This is a genomic window from Paeniglutamicibacter sp. MACA_103 (assembly GCF_045798555.1).
GTDB lineage: Bacteria > Actinomycetota > Actinomycetes > Actinomycetales > Micrococcaceae > Paeniglutamicibacter.
The window spans coordinates 21,967-37,915 of sequence record NZ_JBIXLN010000021.1 but is presented as its reverse complement, the minus strand read 5'-3'; the positions used below and the strand labels follow the sequence as shown (position 1 = coordinate 37,915).

Genomic DNA, 15,949 nt, shown 5'->3' with positions numbered 1-15,949 from the left:
GCCTCACCCGCACTGCCGCCATCGCGCAACGCGGGCGTTGACGACAACGGCGGGTGGGCCGTTCCCAAGATTTCCTGGGGAACGGCCCACCCGCCGTTGTGTTGTCCGTTTGCTGCGGCTTGCAGCCGGGTCGGCTACGAGTAGAGCTCGCTCTTGGCAGTGTTGTGCTTGGCCTTCTGCCAGCCAATCCAGAGACCGGCCGCAATCAGCGGGATGCAGGCAATGGTGTACAGGCCCAGGTGGAAGACCTCGCCGTCCGGGCCGGTGAGCGTGTCAAAGCCGATCAGCACCGTGATGATCGCCAGGGCGATGAGGCCCGCCCAGCTGGTGTAGGGCGAACCGGGCATCGGCAGGGAGGAGACGTTGCCGCGCTTCCTGCGCAGCATCAGCTGGCAGGCGAAGATCGAGGCCCAGGTGAACAGGACCCCGATCGAGGCGGTGTTCAGCGCCAGGTCGAAGGCGTAGGTCCCGCCGAGCCAGACGTTGAGGATGATGCCCACGAAGTAGACCCCGCCGATGGCCAGGATGCCGGCGTAGGGGACGTAGCGCTTGTTCATCTTGGTCAGCCACGCCGGGGCGTGCCCGTTGTTGGCCATGGCGCGGAAGATGCGGCCGATCGAGTACAGGCCCGAGTTGCAGGAGCTGAGCGCGGCGGTGATGACCACGAAGTTCATCACCCCGCCGATCCAGCCCCAACCGAGCTGGTCGAAGACCGTGACGAACGGGCTTTCCCCGGCCTTGAAGTGGTTCCACGGAACGATCATGGCCAGCAGCGTCACCGAGCCGACGTAGAAGACCACGATGCGCACGACGACCGCGCGGATGGCAGCGGGAACCTCCTTGGCCGGGTCCTCCATCTCGCCGGCGGTGATGCCGACCAGCTCGATGGCGTTGTAGGCGAAGATGACGGCGTTGAGCACCAGGATGGTGATCATGAATCCGCGCGGGAACATGCCGCCCTCGCCGGCGAACAGGTTGGACACCGAGGCATGCCCGTCGCCGACCTGCGCGTTGGTCACCACCAGGTAGGTGCCGATGCACAGGAAGAGCACGATGGCCGCGACCTTCAGGAACGACGCCCAGAACTCGAACTCGGCAAACGCCTTGGCACTGAAGAGGTTCACGGCAACCAGCAGGCCCAACGCGCACAGCGCGGCGGCCTCCACCGGGACGCCCGGGAAGAAGTAGGTGAAGTACAGGCCGATGGCGATGAGCTCGGCGATGCCGGTCATGGCCCAGTTCAGCACGTACATCCAGCCCGAGAGGAAGGCACCCTTGGCGCCGAAGAGCTCGCCGGCGTAGGAAACGAAGGAACCCGAAGACTGGCGGTACATGATCAGCTCGCCCAGCGCGCGCATCAGGAAGTAGGCGATCAACCCGGCGATGGCGTAGGAGAAGATCAAGGCGGGTCCGGTCGAGGCCAGGCGGCCGCCGGCCCCCATGAACAGGCCCACGCCGATGGCGCCGCCCATGGCGATCATCTGGACGTGCCTGCGGGTGAGGGTCTTCTTGTATCCCTCGGACGTCAGTTCCGCTTCCTTGGTGGCGACGGGATGCTGGTGGTCTCGGACGTTGTGTGGTTCCAACGTGTGGCTCCTTTGGTGACTCAATCAACCCGCATCGGTAAAACGGGGCGGCACCCGGCAAGCCCCGTGGGGGCGCGCCCGATCAAACATCGGGTGGGGTGCAAGCCGCAAACTTACCGCACTTTGCCACCCGGCATGAAGTCGGCGGACGAGCGGGGACACCAGCCCCAATCGGTGCTTCCTGCCACCGGACTTGGCACAAGTTCACTGGTGGGACGGCAGTTTCCTGCAGCCCACAGGCCAGCACCAGGGCGCAAGTGCCATTTGTTGAACAGCTCACATCACCTCGCCGGGCCGAGGCGTTGCGCACGCCAGGCCATCCGGCGAACTGCACCGCTTTCGCCCCCATCGCTCCCGAACCGATAGCATTCATGATTGTGAGCACCTCTGAATCCACCGAACAATTGCCAGCCAAGGTTTCCGACATCTTTGACCCCGTGCAGTGGCGCGTGGTTGAGGGCTTCGACCTCGAGGACATGACCTACCACCGCCAGGTCGAACGCGACTCGACCGGCGCCGTCGTCCGCGACCTGCCGACGGTGCGCATCGCCTTCAACCGCCCCGAGGTCCGCAATGCGTTCCGCCCCGGCACCGTTGACGAGCTCTACCGCATCATGGACCACGCCCGCATGAGCTCGGACGTGGCAACCGTCCTGCTGACCGGCAACGGCCCCTCCCCCAAGGACGGCGGGCATTCCTTCTGCTCCGGCGGGGACCAGCGCATCCGCGGCCGCGACGGCTACCGCTACGCCGAGGGCGAGACGGCCGACTCGATCGACCCGGCCCGCGCCGGGCGCCTGCACATCCTCGAGGTCCAGCGCCTGATGCGCACCATGCCCAAGGTCGTCATCGCCGTGGTCAACGGCTGGGCCGCCGGCGGCGGGCACTCGCTGCACGTGGTCTCGGACCTCACCATCGCCTCACGCGAGCACGGCAAGTTCAAGCAGACCGACGCCACCGTCGGGTCCTTCGACGCCGGCTACGGCTCGGCGCTGCTGGCCCGCCAGGTCGGCCAGAAGAATGCCCGCTCCATCTTCTTCCTCGCCCGCGAGCACTCCGCCGAGGACATGGTGCGCATGGGTGCGGTCAACGAGGCGGTGGACCACGCGCGACTCGAGGAGGTCGCCCTGGAATATGCCGCGGACATTGCACGCCAGTCCCCGCAGGCCATCCGCATGCTCAAGTTCGCCTTCAACCTGGCCGACGACGGGCTGGCCGGGCAGCAGGTCTTCGCCGGCGAGGCCACCCGCATGGCCTACATGACCGACGAGGCCGTCGAGGGCCGCGACGCGTTCCTGCAGAAGCGCGACCCCGACTGGTCCCCCCACCCCTACTACTTCTAATCCGAGGCCGGAAGGCACCACCATGAACCCTGAGCCCGCCCTCGCCGCACTGTCCGCCTCGCTGAACGAGGACGGCCCGGCGGTGGAAATCCTGCCCGGCGCCACCAACAACGACTACTTCGTGAACGCGGTGCCCGTCGCGGAGCTGGACGGGCTGGAGGACATCGCCGCGGTGGTGCGCACCTCGGGTTCCACCGGCACCCCGAAGCGCACCGCCCTGTCGATCGATGCGCTGGCCAATTCCTCCATGGCCACGGCCGAGTACCTGGGCTTCGAGGGACAGTGGCTGCTGGCCTTGCCCCTGCACTATGTTGCAGGGTTGGCGGTGCTGACGCGCAGCCTCTACGCGGGAACCCGGCCCTGGGCCATGGATCTTGGCACCGGCTTTGACGCGGCGGGCTTCAATGCCGCCGCTGCGGCGCTGACCGATTCCAAGCGACTGGTGTCCCTGGTTCCCACCCAGTTGCAGCGCCTGCTCACCGATCCGACGGATGAAACGCTGGCAACCCTGCGGCGCTTCGACGCGATCCTGCTCGGCGGCGCACGTGCCCCGCGGGCCGTCCTGGACGAAGCGGCCAGGCATTCGCTGAAGCTCCACCTCACCTACGGCTCCAGCGAGACCGCCGGCGGCTGCGTCTACGACGCCAAGGCCCTTCCCGGGGTAAAGATCAAGGTCCTCGACGGGCGCATCCTACTGGGCGGGCCCACCCTTGCCTCGGGCTACCTCGGCAACCCGGAGCTGACCGCCAGGCACTTCAGCGTCGATGATTCCGGGGTGCGCTGGTACGCGACCGACGACCTGGGCAGCTACACGGACGGCGTGCTCTCGGTGACCGGCCGCGCGGACGACGTGATCATCACCGGCGGCATCAAGGTCTCCGCCGCCGAGGTCCAGCACGTCCTGGAAACCGTGCCGGGAGTATCGGCAGCGGCGGTGGTTCCGGTTCCGGATGCGCAATGGGGCCAGCAGGTCGGCGCCGCCTATGTCGGCAGCGCCGGACCGGAATCGCTGGCCGCCGCGGTGCGCGGGTCGCTCGGCGCCGCCGCGGTGCCCCGCCGCCTGCAAAGGGTCGAGGCGTTGCCGCTGCTGCCCAACGGGAAGATCGACCGGATGCTGCTCGCTGCCCGGCTGGCCGAGTCCTCCGACTGACCGGCAGGCTGCGGCTGGTTCCGCCGCAGCCGAACGCGCGACACACCCCCGGCCCCGGCGACTGCATGCCCGGAAGCCGGCGATCCTGACGTAGCGTGGGCAACATCACTGGCCAGCGCATGTTTTTGGCCAGGTGCCCTGTCGGATCCGCACAAAGAGGTGTTAGTTCATGAGCAAGACCGCCGCGCCGCAAGGTGGAACAGCGATCTCACGGGCCATGCGGCCCATCAACAACGTTGTCGAACGCTTCATCCCCTCGGCACTGGTCTTCGCCATCGCCCTGACCTTCATCGTCGCCATCCTCGCGCTGCTGATCACCGGCTCCAGCCCGTTGCTCATCGTGCAAAGCTGGGGAGACGGGCTGGCCGGGCTGCTGGCGTTCATCACGCAAATGGCCTTGGTCCTGATGCTCGGATTCATCCTGGCCAACACGCGGCCGGTGCGCAGGCTCCTGCGCTTTTTGGGACGCATCCCCAAGACCCCGCTCCAGGGCTATGTGTTCGTTTTCCTCGTGGCCGCCGTGGCCTCCCTGATCACGTGGGGCCTGGGACTGGTGGTCGGCGGGCTGCTGGCCCGCGAGGTCGCAGCCCAGGGACGCGAACGCGGCATCCGCTTCCATTTCCCGATGCTCGTGGCCGCCGGGTTCGCCGGGTTCGTGGTCTGGCATATGGGCTACTCCGGCTCAGGGCCGCTGACCGCCGCCACCCCCGACTCGTTCATCGCCAAGCAGCTCGGCGGGCCGCTGTCGATTTCCGAGACCACCTTCTCTTCCTGGAACATGATCGCCACGGTGGCCACCATCGTCCTGGTGGCCGTGTCCCTGTACCTCGTCGCGCCGCGCGGGAACGACAAGATCGTCGAGCTGGTGCAGGACGCCCGCGAGGAACTCGTGGCCGTCGACGACGAGGTCAGCACCCCCGCCGACCGCCTGGACGCCAGCCGCCTGCCCACGCTGCTGCTCGGCGCGATGCTGCTGGCCTACCTCGTCATCCATTTCTCCACGGGCGGCACGCTGACCCTGGACATCGTCAACTGGTCCTTCCTTGCCCTGATCCTGCTGCTGGTGCGCAGCCCCTTCGAGCTGATGGCGCTGACCAAGCACGCGGCATCGAATGTCGGGGAGATCCTGTTGCAGTTCCCGCTCTACGCCGGAATCCTGGGCATCATGACCGGGACCGGGCTGATCCAGGTGCTCTCGGACGTGTTCGTATCGATCTCCACGCCGCAGACCTTCGGGGTGCTGGCGTTCCTCTCGGCCGGGCTGGTGAACTTCTTCGTCCCCTCCGGCGGCGGGCAGTTTGCCGTGCAGGCCCCGATCATGCTCACCGCAGCCGCGGAACTCGGCGTGGACCCGGCCATCCCGATCATGGCAGTGGCCTACGGCGACCAGTGGACCAACATGATCCAGCCGTTCTGGGCCCTGCCGCTGCTGGCCATCGCGGGATTGAAGATGCGCGACATCCTGGGTTACACCACGATCGTGCTGATCGCCTCCGGGATCGTTTTCGCCGCAACCCTGCTGATCGTCTCGTTCTAGCGGCGCCCGCTCTCGCCGGCGGAATTTCTCCCCTGCCAACGGGCGGGAGAGAATGGGGGCTGCAGGTTTTTTGGAAGCAGCGAGAGGATTGATGGTGGCTACGATTGCCCAATGGGTTGCGGGCGCACGCTTGCGGACCCTACCCATTGTGATTGCCCCGGTGATCATCGGCACGGCGGCCGCCGTGCACACCACCGGAAAGCTCGCCTGGCTCGAAGCCCTCCTGGCCCTCGTCGTCGGCCTGCTGTTGCAGGTCGGGGTGAACTACTCCAACGACTATTCCGACGGTATCCGCGGCACCGACGACGTCCGTGTCGGCCCCCTGCGCCTGACCGGATCGGGGCTGGCCAAGCCGGCCACGGTCCGCAATGCGGCCTTCGCCTGCTTCGGGCTCGCAGGCATCGTGGGCGCGTTCCTCGTCGTGTACACCGCGTCCTGGCCGCTGTTGCTGGTCGGCGTCGCGGCAATCTTTGCGGCGTGGGGCTACACCGGGGGCAAGAACCCCTACGGCTATCGGGGGCTGGGCGAGGTCTTCGTCTTCATCTTCTTCGGCCTCGTGGCCACCTTGGGAACCACCTACACCCAGGCGCACCAGCTCACGCTTCCGGCCTACCTCGGGGCCGTGGGAACCGGACTCGTCGCCACGGCGCTGCTGATGGCCAACAACATCCGCGACATCCCCACCGACAGGGAAGTCGGCAAGATTACCCTGGCCGTGCGGCTGGGCGACCCCGCCGCACGCGTCAGCTATGTCATGATGCTCGCCGTGGCCATCGTGCTGCCGCTGGTCATGGTGTCCACGAATCCATGGATGTGGCTCATCCTGCTCACCGTGCCGCTGGCCCTGGCGCCCAGCTGGACCGTGTTGCGCAGGCACGAACCCGGTGCCCTGATCCCGGTGCTCAAGCAGACCGGCATCATCAACCTGGCCTACGCCGCGCTCTTCACCGTCGCCATCGTGATGGGCAGGGTGCTGGCGTAGTCCTTTCGGGAGCCGGCACGCTCCCCCTCCTCGCCCAAGCAACGGGCCCTGCCGCGAAAGCGGCAGGGCCCGTTTCGTTTCACCGGCCGGAGCCGAGGTGTGCCCGTGATCAGGCCCAGGTGGTTGGCCTGCGGAAGGCGCGACCCCGCAGGAAGGCCGCGGCCCTGCCGAGTCCCGCGCAGGCACCCAGCGCCGCACAGCCGAGGAATGCCTCTGGCTGCCAGAACATGGAATCTCGGATGAACAGGCTCGCCGGCAACAACGTAAAGAAGGCGAAGAACGCCGCCACGTGTAGCCAGGGAAGCTGCCACCTGCGCAGCACCCGGTCCAGCAGCAGTGCCAACGGGAACCCTGCCAACAGCGCCACGACCAGGCTCGCCGCGGCAAACATCGGCCAGAAATCGACACTGTCCAGCTGGTAGATTAATCTATGTTCCGACCTCGCGTCCCAGTACAAGGCAAGCGCCAAGCCGAAGCCAAGCCACAGTCCCACCGTGACAGTCCAGCCCTTCACGACGGCATACCAGTCAAAGGAAGAGCGGCCTGCCTTGGAACCCTTGCGTTGTTGCGTGACGTCCATCGAAAAATCGCCTCTCGGTAGCGGATTCGGCGGGGAAACCGCAACCACGGGGCTGGACTGTGGTGGTACCCGCATTCCACCAATCGTAGCGTTGACAGCGATCCGGAAGGTCCGGCAAGGTGCGCCGATAGCTGCAGGTCTCCTGCGAGAACCAGACCGCTTTTATGGCCGGGTGATGCGCTCCAGCAATTCCAGCACGTGCTCGTAGGGCTGTTCAGTCGCCCGGGTCATGCCCAGCTCGCAGGTCCTGTTGCACGAGGCATGCATGGCGGCACCGAAGGCACGGACCTCGGCGGCCTGCACCTCGGTGGCCGAGGCGGTGAGTTCCGGGTGCAGCATTCCGCGGTCGCCGGCGAAGGCGCAGCAGCCCCAGTTTTCCGGGACCTGCACGGTCTCGGCGACGGCCTCTGCGACGGCGTGCAGCGCCGGGTTCAGGCCCATACGGGTGGAGGAACACGTTGGGTGCAATGCCAGGGACGCCACCTTCTGTCCCTGGGGCAGCAACGGCAGGATGTGCTCAGCGGTGTAGTCCACCACGTCGATGACCCGCAGCGGCTTGGCCCCGGCGGGAACCACTTCGTCCTCGATGCCGTGGCGCAACCCCTCGGTGCAGGAGGACGCATCGCAGAGGATCGGTAGTTCGCCGTTGCGGCTGGCGACGCGCAGTGCGGCGATGGTCCGCTCCCCCATGTTTGCGTGGCCCTTCTCCATCCCCTTGGAGGACCATGGGGTGCCGCAGCACAGCGAATCGATGCCCTCGGGGACCAGCAGTTCGATTCCCACCCGTTGGGCCAGCGCGCCGAAGCTTTCCTGGATTCCCGGCTGCGCCGGATCGGCCGGGCCGAACATGGTGTTCACGCAGGCGGGGAAGTAGACGGCGACCGGTTCGCCGGCCGGGGCCGTGCGTGCACGCTTGGTGCCTCCTGCGGGCAGCTCGGCGGAATACAGCGGCAGGGTGTCCGCACCCAAGACCGCGCGCCCGAGTTTGTTGGCACCCACCACCAGCGGCAGGGGCATCTTGTCCGCGACGCCCAGCATCTTGCCGGCCCCCTGGGTAACCGCCGACCAGTGCTTCGCGGCGGTGTCCCACACCGCTCCTTCGACCTTGTTGGCGTCCTTGGCGCGCAGTTTTTTCACCAGGGTGCCGGTGTTGATGTCCACCGGGCAGGCGGTCTGGCACATTCCGTCCACCGCACAGGTGTCGACCGACTCGTAGGCGTAGTCCTTCTCCAACTCGGCGACCAGCTTGGTGTCCCCGGCCAGCCGGGCGGTCTCGATGGCGCGCAGCGTGACGATGCGTTGGCGCGGGGTCAGCGTCAGGTTCCGCGAGGGGCATACCGGCTCGCAGTAGCCACAGGCCACGCAGCGGTCGACTTCCGGATCCACAGCCGGGGTGACCTTGATGTTGCGCAGGTGGGCCTGCGGATCCTCGTCCAGGATGACACCGGGGTTCAGCAGTCCGGCGGGATCCAGCAGCATCTTGAGTTCGCGCATGACGCCGTAGAGTTCGTCGCCGTATTGGCGGCGCACGTAGGGTGCCATGACCCTGCCGGTGCCGTGTTCGGCCTTGAGCGATCCGCCCTCCCCGAGCACCAGGTCGACCATGTCCTCGGTGAATGCCGAGTAGCGCTGGACCTGGTCTTTGGTGTGGAATCCGTCGGTGAGCATGAAGTGGACGTTGCCGTCCTTGGCATGGCCGAAGATGACGGAGTTTTCGTATCCGTACCGGTCAAAGAGCACCGAGAGCTCGGCGCAGGTACGTGCCAGGGCGGGAACCGGGACCACCACGTCTTCGAGCAGCGCGGTGGTCCCCTGCGTGCGGGCACCGGCCACGGAGGCGTAGAGGCCCTTGCGCAGTTTCCACAATTGGGCGCGGGTCTTGGCATCGGGGCTGAACCTGGCGGGGGCGCTGAGCTTGAGTGAGTTCGCAAGGGCGAGTCCCTTGGCCTGGCGGTCCTCCAGCTCCTCGGCGCTCGTTGCCGTGTATTCGACCAGGAACGCGGCATGCGACTGCACCTTGAGTTCCCTGACAATCCGCGGGGTTCCGGGCAGCGTCTGGCCCACCTTCAGCGAGAGCGAATCCATGAGTTCGACCGTTGCGGCGCCCGACCCCACCAGTGCTTCGAGCGACTCGTTGGCGGAAAAGAGGTCGTCGAAGACCAGAAGTGAAGTGGTCACGTGCTTGTAGGCGGGTACCGTACTGAAGGTCGCCTCGGCCACGAAGCCGAGCGTTCCCTCGGAGCCGACGATGAGGTGCGCAAGCACCTGGGCGGGATCCTCGTAGTCGAGGAAGGAGTTCAATCCGTAACCCATGGTGTTTTTCATGGAGAACTGGTGCTTGATTCTCGCCACCGACTCGGCGTTGGAGCGCACCCGCTTGGTCAGGCGTTCGAGGCCCTCAAAGAGGGCGGGTTCAAGGGTCCGGAGTTTCTCGTTGGCGTCGGCCGCACCGGTGTCCACCACGGTGCCACTGGTGAGCACGACGACCAGCGACTCCAGGGTGCGGTAGACGTTGTCCACGGTCCCGCAATGCATGCCCGAGGAATTGTTGGCCACCACGCCGCCAATGGTGCAGGCGGCCTCGGAGGCCGGGTCCGGCCCGAACTTGCGCCCGTAGAGCGCCAGTCTTGCATTCAGTGCCCGCACTGTGACTCCGGGCTGGACGCGCACACGTTCGCCGTTGTCCAGGACCTCGATGCCCTTGAAGTTCTTTCGCACGTCGACCAGCAGCGAGTCCGTAACACCCTGCCCCGAAAGCGAGGTTCCGCCCGAGCGGAACGTCAGTGGCAGGTTGAGTTCGGCACTGGCCCTGAGCAAGGCACCAACCTCGGCGGCGTTGTTCGGGATCGCCACGGCCTGCGGCGTCAACAAGAAGTGGGACGCGTCATTGGCGTAGGCGTGCAAGTCGATGGCGCGTTCCGTGATCTGGTTGTCATGGCTCATCGTGCTGCGCAGTGTGGAAATCAAGGTATGGCTCTTCCGTTCCATCGGATAAGAATACGCCGGCAGACGTGCCACGCCCGTGGGACCGGCAACACACCAACGTCAATATTGTCTAACAAGTACACTTGTCATTCAAGCCATGTTCGAGAAAATCTGTCACGATTAATGTCCCGGTTGCCCGCCAGTCAAAGGAACCCGTCTCCATGAGTCAACGCGTCACCGCCCTTTCCATCATTGACGCGATCGTCGCGGACCTGCGCCAACGGATCTACGAGGGTGAGCTCGCACAGGGCACCGCACTGACCGAAGCAGAGGTGGCCGGGAACTATGACGTCGCCAGGCCAACCGCCAAGGCAGCCATCGAGCGGCTGGTTTCGGATTCGCTCCTGGAGCGCGGCGCGCACAAGACTGCACGAGTCAAGATATTGGGCGCAGATTCGGTCAAGGACATCTATTTCGCCCGGGCATTCCTGGAATCCGAGGTGGTGCGACGCCTGGCAAGGACCGCCACCGTCCCGCGGGCGGCTGTCAGCGCCAATGCCGATATCGTTGCCCGCATTTCCCTGCCTGCCACGGAGATCATCGAACCCGACATGGCTTTTCATACCGCACTGGTTGACGCCATGGAGAACAAGCGGACCAGCGCGATGTACCGGTCATTGCTGGGCGAGGTCCGACTCTGCATGACCCGCGTGCAGTCGCTGGAGCTTCTCGACACCGCCCAGATCGCCGCCGAGCATGCCGCCATCCTGGAACGGATCGGGGCCGCGGATCCCGAGGGGGCGGCGAGCGTGCTGGATGAGCATCTGGCCCACGCCAGGAAGCTGCTGGCGGCACAGCTCGAAGCAACGTCGGGCTAAACGACTGAACGGCGGCGGGCTGGCATTAAAGCCCGCGGGGCCGTGCGCTAGACGCGAAAGCGTGTAACGCACGGCCCCGCGGCCGCACAAATGCGAAAAGTTACTTCTCGCCGTCCAGGAAACGGTCTTCCGCCGCCTCGTCGTCCAGGTCGCGCTTGGACTTCTTGGGGCCATCGGAGTTGAACATATTCTGCACGTCGGCGTTGGCCGCGAGGCGCAGTTTGTTCAAGAAAATGTAGCTCACGGCAAAGGCGATTACCAACGCGACTAGGCCCGCCGTGAAAATGGGCCAGCGCAGGAGATATACGAGTGGTAGGAATACTACGAAGAATAGGGCCAACCGAATCACGGTGTACTTGAAGAACTGCACCCGTACAGTCTAGACGCAGCCAGAACACAGTTAAATTCACTAGACTGTCTATATGGTCAGGAACTTAATTTTTTTGGCATTGGTTGCACTCGCGGTAACCGTCTATGCCTTGATCGAATGCCTTCGTACGCCTTCGAGCGAGGTCCGTTCGCTGCCCAAGGCCGGCTGGGTGGCCGCAATCGTCTTGCTCCCACTGATCGGAGCCGGGCTGTGGTTCTGGCTTGGTCGACCCAAGGATAATTCGGGTGCGCGACCGGCGCAGACACGACAGGGCCCCACCGGAGCCCCGGACGACGATCCGGAGTTCCTTCGCAATCTCGAAAGGCAGCGTCGCAACAAGGCCCGTGAGGACGAATTGCGCCGCAAGGAAGCCGAAATGGAAGCCCGGGAACGCAAATTGCGCGAAGAGGGCAAGCCCCGCAACGATGAAGACAAGCCGCATGACGAAGGCGGCAATCCCACGGAAGACACACAGCGGCACACACCGTAGGGAAAAACATTCCGGCAATACCCAATGGTTGGGGTGGCCCACAGAACTTCGTGGGCCACCCCAACCATTTGTTTTATTTCACGCAAGCCGGGGAGCACCACCAGCAGTCCCCGCTGCTTCGACGTTGACTCACAGCCCGCGCACGACTCTGGGTCTTCCGCGGCGAGGCCGGAAACCCGGGACCCATTTCCGCCAGGTTCGTTAATGCAAACAGCCTTTGTTCCTGATTCAGGAACAAAGGCTGTTTCTTTGTGGCGGGGACAGGATTTGAACCTGTGACCTCCGGGTTATGAGCCCGGCGAGCTACCGAACTGCTCCACCCCGCGTCGGTAAATACAACAATAACAGTGGATGGCCCAGCCACCTAATCGAGCGGTCAACTAGTCGAACTTCCGCAAAATTACGGGACATTCGGGCCGCATTGGGCTACGGTGCAACACTTTCGTTGCCCAATCACCGCCGAATGCGAAATATTCGGCAGTGAGGTCGATCACCATCCCGCGGTATCCGGTCACCCGAAAACCACCATGTCCCACATGGGAGTCAAGAAGCTCCGCTGGTCGGTCGCCGGGCCTGGCTCTGTCCTGAACGCCTAAGGCCTCCGTAACGCACCGGTGGCCCCGCACCCGTCATTCGAGGTACGAGGCCACCATGCATCATGCGACGGTCTTAGAGACCCGCGTATGAGTGCAGACCGTTGAAGTAGATGTTCACGATGGTGAAGTTGAAGACGATGCAGAGGTAGCCGATGATGCTCAGCCATGCCGAGCGGGCACCGGTCCAACCGCCAGTTGCACGGGCGTGCAGGTAACCGGCATAGACAACCCAGATTACGAAGCTCCAGACTTCCTTGGTGTCCCAGCCCCAGTAACGGCCCCATGCCGCCTCGGCCCAGATGGCACCGGCCATGACGGTGAACGTCCACATCACGAATGCCACGGCATTGATGCGGTACGCAAAGTTTTCCAGGGCAGCGGCACCCGGGACCAGACGCATGAAAGGCATCTTGTCCGCCTTGCCGGCGGCCAGCGCATCGATCCTGGCGTGCTGGACCAGTTGGAGAACGTTCATGGCGAAGGTGATGGTGAACAGGGACGAGGCCAGCACCGCAATGGAGACGTGGATGATCAGCCAGTAGCTCTGCAGTGCGGGCACCAGGTGCGCAACGGGCGTCGGGAAGCCCATGGTGGCACCGCACAGCATCACGGTGACCAGTCCGATGACGAAGGTGCCCATGAAGCGCAGGTCCTTCTTCAGCAACACCAGCGAGAACACAAGCGCCACCAGGAACGAACCTGTGGACAGGAACTCGTACATGTTGCCCCACGGCACCCGGGCCGCCGCAATGCCGCGGGCGGCCACGGCGAAGCCCTGCATGAGCACGCCCAGCCAGGTCAGGGAGACCGCAATCTTGGCGGCCATGCGCTTTGCGGAGGCTGCGGTGTACTCCATGGAGTCATTGACCAGCTCGGTCTTCGAGCTGCCCCCGGGAGCAGAATCGATTGCCCCGGCTGCAACCAGGACCTTCTTTTCCGATGCAAGTGTGGCGGCGTCGATCTCCCGGATGAGCTTGCTGGACTTTGCAAGGTCCCACGCGAAGGCGACGAAGGCCGAGGCGTAGACAATTGCGGCCAGCAACATGAACAGGTCACTGTACTGTCCCAAGGCCACGTTGATCGTGGGCATGTCGTTTTCCATAGGGTCTCCTAGACTCCGGCTCGCTCAACGGCGGGCCACTGCTGCTCAAGAAGCTTACGCAACTCCTTGGCTTCGGATTCCAGGCGGTGGTCTTCACCACGGGCCAGCAATCCGTATTCGATTATCCGCTCTTCACGGCCCGAGCCGTCAACAGAGTTCTTGATTTTCACCCAGGCACGGCGGCGCGGGGTAAAGAGCGAGATGGCCAGTCCCAACAGCGCAAGGGCCGCAAAGATCGCCACGGGGCGCTTGCTCGGGTCGTATGCGATGTCCACGCCGATGAAGCGCTTGAGACCGTCAAAGGAAATGCTCCCCTTGCCGTCGGGCAGCTCGTACGTCTGCCCAGCGCCCAGCACGATGCCGCCGGCGTCGGCGTTCCTGTTGTTGAGGTCCTTGAGCTCATCGGTTTCCAGCACGTACACGTTTTGCGGCATGCCGTCATCCAGCCCCAGGTTCCCGTAATAGGAGTTCAGCTGCAACTGAGGGTTGATCGCGTTCGGGTCACCGGAAATGGCGAACCCGGTTTCATCGGTCATTGCGGTGGGCAGCAGGAATCCCTGGAACCCCAGTTGTTCCGGCTTCGCGTCGGGAACCTTGATGACCATCAGCGAGGTGTACATGCCGTCCTGCGGCACCGAGACCACCGGGCCGCTGAAGGCAACGTCTCCGTCGCCGTCACGAACGGTGACCACCGGGGCGTAGCCGTTGCCGACCAGGTACATGTCCGCGCCATCGATGCGCAATGGATGGTTGACCCGGAGCTTTTCCTTTTCCGGTTCGGCGTCCGGACTGCGGCGGGTCTCGACCTCGGCCGTGAAGTCAATCGGCTGGCCGAAGTGCGTGGTGGATTCGCGGTCGAAGGTGATGTTGAACTTGTCGAGCTTGACCGAGTAGGGGTCCAGCGAGTCTTCCTGGAACAGCGTTCCGGGCTTGAAGGAGTCGTAGGACACCAGGGAGTTCACGAAGGTCTCCCCTTCCACGAGGACCCGCTGGCCGTTGTACCCGAAGGCACCGCCGACACCCACGGAGGCCAAAAGGCCAACCAATGAAATATGGAACAGGAGGTTACCGACTTCACGGCTGTATCCGCGTTCCGCTCCGACCGACGGGGTTGCGTCCCCGGGTCTGGCTTCGGAGCGGTATCCGCGCTTTTTCAGCAGAGCGGCCACGTCCCGGACGACTTCTTCGTCGCTGACGCCTGACACGCCTGCAGTCTGGATCCGGATGGTGCCGTTTTGGGGCAGGCGGTTCAGCCGCGACGGGGTCCGGGGCGGCGGCGTCCGGAGCGCCTTGGCGTGCTTCTTGACGCGCGGCAGGATGCACCCGATCAGGGAAATGAACAGCAACAAGTAGATCGCCGAGAACCAGACGGAGGAATACACGTCGAAGAGCTGGAATCGATCGAGCCATTCGCCGGTCGTCGGCTTGTTGGTCAGGTACGTCGTCACCTGCTCCGGGTTGATCGAGCGCTGGGGAAACAGCGAACCCGGTACCGCCGCCACTGCCAAGAGCAGCAGCAGGAAGAGCGCCGTGCGCATGCTGGTGAGCTGGGTCCAGGCCCAGCGGAGCATGCCAAGGGGTCCAAGTGCCGGGACAGCAACATCTTTTTTCATGTCTGGCTTATTCATTAGATGGGCAACTTCACTTCGTTAGCGAACCAGTCTTGCAATTGCGTGACCCATGAACCCCACAGGCCGGTGGCCATGAGGATTCCCAAAAGAATCAACATGCCCCCGCCGAAGCGCATGATCGCGAGTTGATGGCGGCGGAAGAACTTCATGGCTCCCATGCCTCGGCGCAGCGCCATGGCAATGAACAGGAATGGCAGGCCGAGCCCCATGCAGTAGAAGAACGTCAGCAAGGCGCCCTTGGCGGGGTTCGGGTCGACTCCCGTGCTCATGGCCAATACCGCGGCAAGCGTGGGGCCGATGCAGGGGGCCCATCCCAGGCCGAAAGTGACACCCAAGACCGGGGCTCCCCAGAGGCCCGCAGGTGGCTTCCGGTGGATCTTCGCATCGCGTTGCATGAATGAAAAACCGCCCATGAACACAAAGCCCATGAGGATCACGACCACGCCAAGAATCTGGGTGATCCAGGCACCCTCGAACTGCATCCAGGCGGCCACTTGCGAAAAGACCACACCCGCCATGACAAAGACGGCGGTAAAGCCAAGAATGAACAGCCCAATGCCGGCAACCATACGCCCACGCTTTTGATCGGCAAGGTCGGCACCGGACAGGCCGGTGACGTATCCCAAGTAGCCAGGCACGAGGGGCAATACGCATGGGGAAAGAAAGGAGACCAGTCCCGCCAGGACGGCCACGGGAACCGCGAGGACAAGCGATCCGTCCTGGACAATCTCGGCAAACTGGTTTCCTTGGGCTGGGAGCATCAAGGCACCGGCCAGCAC

Annotated in this window: 13 protein-coding genes and 1 tRNA gene; 6 read left to right on the top strand and 8 right to left on the bottom strand. The window is 64.5% G+C overall.

Annotated elements, in window-relative coordinates:
* Positions 1–134: 134 nt before the first annotated feature.
* Positions 135–1,586, bottom strand: a complete 1,452-nt coding sequence (locus tag ACIPVK_RS11495; protein WP_407612108.1) for an amino acid permease — start codon at positions 1,584–1,586, stop codon at positions 135–137.
* 371 nt (positions 1,587–1,957) lie between these two features.
* On the opposite strand from ACIPVK_RS11495, the gene ACIPVK_RS11490 reads away from it, so the two are divergent.
* The 4 genes from ACIPVK_RS11490 to ACIPVK_RS11475 all read left to right on the top strand — a co-directional run bounded on the left by ACIPVK_RS11490 (position 1,958) and on the right by ACIPVK_RS11475 (position 6,598).
* The gene (locus tag ACIPVK_RS11490; protein ID WP_407612107.1) at positions 1,958–2,929 is read left to right on the top strand and encodes a 1,4-dihydroxy-2-naphthoyl-CoA synthase; all 972 of its coding nucleotides are present in this window, start codon (positions 1,958–1,960) and stop codon (positions 2,927–2,929) included.
* 22 nt (positions 2,930–2,951) lie between these two features.
* Complete coding sequence (locus ACIPVK_RS11485) at positions 2,952–4,079, top strand: AMP-binding protein (RefSeq protein ID WP_407612106.1); 1,128 nt, start codon at positions 2,952–2,954, stop codon at positions 4,077–4,079.
* Positions 4,080–4,248: 169 nt separating this feature from the next.
* Positions 4,249–5,616 carry a short-chain fatty acid transporter gene (locus tag ACIPVK_RS11480; protein ID WP_407612105.1) on the top strand — a complete coding sequence of 456 codons (1,368 nt, stop codon included), beginning with the start codon at positions 4,249–4,251 and terminating at the stop codon, positions 5,614–5,616.
* 94 nt (positions 5,617–5,710) lie between these two features.
* Entirely contained in the window at positions 5,711–6,598 is an 888-nt protein-coding gene (locus ACIPVK_RS11475) for a 1,4-dihydroxy-2-naphthoate polyprenyltransferase (protein ID WP_407612152.1), read from the top strand.
* 109 nt (positions 6,599–6,707) lie between these two features.
* Here the strand turns inward: ACIPVK_RS11475 and ACIPVK_RS11470 are convergent, their stop codons facing one another.
* Positions 6,708–7,178, bottom strand: coding sequence for a hypothetical protein (locus ACIPVK_RS11470; protein WP_407612104.1), 471 nt, complete (start codon positions 7,176–7,178; stop codon positions 6,708–6,710).
* Positions 7,179–7,340: 162 nt separating this feature from the next.
* On the bottom strand, positions 7,341–10,166 hold the full coding sequence (locus tag ACIPVK_RS11465; protein ID WP_407612103.1) for an FAD-binding and (Fe-S)-binding domain-containing protein: 2,826 nt from the start codon (positions 10,164–10,166) through the stop codon (positions 7,341–7,343).
* Between the two features lie 158 nt (positions 10,167–10,324).
* On the opposite strand from ACIPVK_RS11465, the gene ACIPVK_RS11460 reads away from it, so the two are divergent.
* A complete protein-coding gene (locus tag ACIPVK_RS11460) occupies positions 10,325–10,981 on the top strand; it encodes a GntR family transcriptional regulator (protein ID WP_407612102.1) in 657 nt (218 codons plus the stop codon).
* A 100-nt stretch (positions 10,982–11,081) separates the two neighbouring features.
* Here the strand turns inward: ACIPVK_RS11460 and ACIPVK_RS11455 are convergent, their stop codons facing one another.
* Positions 11,082–11,330, bottom strand: coding sequence for a DUF4229 domain-containing protein (locus ACIPVK_RS11455; protein ID WP_407612151.1), 249 nt, complete (start codon positions 11,328–11,330; stop codon positions 11,082–11,084).
* Positions 11,331–11,403: 73 nt separating this feature from the next.
* Here ACIPVK_RS11455 and ACIPVK_RS11450 point away from each other — a divergent pair, with 73 nt between their 5' ends.
* Entirely contained in the window at positions 11,404–11,841 is a 438-nt protein-coding gene (locus ACIPVK_RS11450; RefSeq protein WP_407612101.1) for a PLDc N-terminal domain-containing protein, read from the top strand.
* A 252-nt stretch (positions 11,842–12,093) separates the two neighbouring features.
* Here ACIPVK_RS11450 and ACIPVK_RS11445 read toward each other — a convergent pair.
* The 4 genes from ACIPVK_RS11445 to ACIPVK_RS11430 all read right to left on the bottom strand — a co-directional run bounded on the left by ACIPVK_RS11445 (position 12,094) and on the right by ACIPVK_RS11430 (position 15,931).
* Positions 12,094–12,167: transfer RNA gene (locus ACIPVK_RS11445), tRNA-Met, on the bottom strand.
* A 343-nt stretch (positions 12,168–12,510) separates the two neighbouring features.
* Positions 12,511–13,539, bottom strand: a complete 1,029-nt coding sequence (gene ccsB / locus ACIPVK_RS11440; protein WP_407612100.1) for a c-type cytochrome biogenesis protein CcsB — start codon at positions 13,537–13,539, stop codon at positions 12,511–12,513.
* Between the two features lie 8 nt (positions 13,540–13,547).
* Positions 13,548–15,152, bottom strand: a complete 1,605-nt coding sequence (locus tag ACIPVK_RS11435) for a cytochrome c biogenesis protein ResB (protein WP_407612099.1) — start codon at positions 15,150–15,152, stop codon at positions 13,548–13,550.
* A gap of 14 nt (positions 15,153–15,166) precedes the next feature.
* Positions 15,167–15,931 carry a cytochrome c biogenesis CcdA family protein gene (locus ACIPVK_RS11430; protein ID WP_407612150.1) on the bottom strand — a complete coding sequence of 255 codons (765 nt, stop codon included), beginning with the start codon at positions 15,929–15,931 and terminating at the stop codon, positions 15,167–15,169.
* Between the last annotated feature and the right edge of the window lie 18 nt (positions 15,932–15,949).

What these genes read in the sequence shown, in the direction of transcription:
- ccsB (WP_407612100.1), bottom strand. Translation starts at nt 13,539, where the DNA reads ATGGAAAACGACATGCCCACGATCAACGTGGCCTTGGGACAGTACAGT.
- ACIPVK_RS11465 (WP_407612103.1), bottom strand. Translation starts at nt 10,166, where the DNA reads ATGGAACGGAAGAGCCATACCTTGATTTCCACACTGCGCAGCACGATG.
- ACIPVK_RS11485 (WP_407612106.1), top strand. Translation starts at nt 2,952, where the DNA reads ATGAACCCTGAGCCCGCCCTCGCCGCACTGTCCGCCTCGCTGAACGAG.
- ACIPVK_RS11480 (WP_407612105.1), top strand. Translation starts at nt 4,249, where the DNA reads ATGAGCAAGACCGCCGCGCCGCAAGGTGGAACAGCGATCTCACGGGCC.
- ACIPVK_RS11430 (WP_407612150.1), bottom strand. Translation starts at nt 15,931, where the DNA reads ATGCTCCCAGCCCAAGGAAACCAGTTTGCCGAGATTGTCCAGGACGGA.
- ACIPVK_RS11460 (WP_407612102.1), top strand. Translation starts at nt 10,325, where the DNA reads ATGAGTCAACGCGTCACCGCCCTTTCCATCATTGACGCGATCGTCGCG.
- ACIPVK_RS11470 (WP_407612104.1), bottom strand. Translation starts at nt 7,178, where the DNA reads ATGGACGTCACGCAACAACGCAAGGGTTCCAAGGCAGGCCGCTCTTCC.
- ACIPVK_RS11490 (WP_407612107.1), top strand. Translation starts at nt 1,958, where the DNA reads ATGATTGTGAGCACCTCTGAATCCACCGAACAATTGCCAGCCAAGGTT.
- ACIPVK_RS11450 (WP_407612101.1), top strand. Translation starts at nt 11,404, where the DNA reads ATGGTCAGGAACTTAATTTTTTTGGCATTGGTTGCACTCGCGGTAACC.
- ACIPVK_RS11435 (WP_407612099.1), bottom strand. Translation starts at nt 15,152, where the DNA reads ATGAAAAAAGATGTTGCTGTCCCGGCACTTGGACCCCTTGGCATGCTC.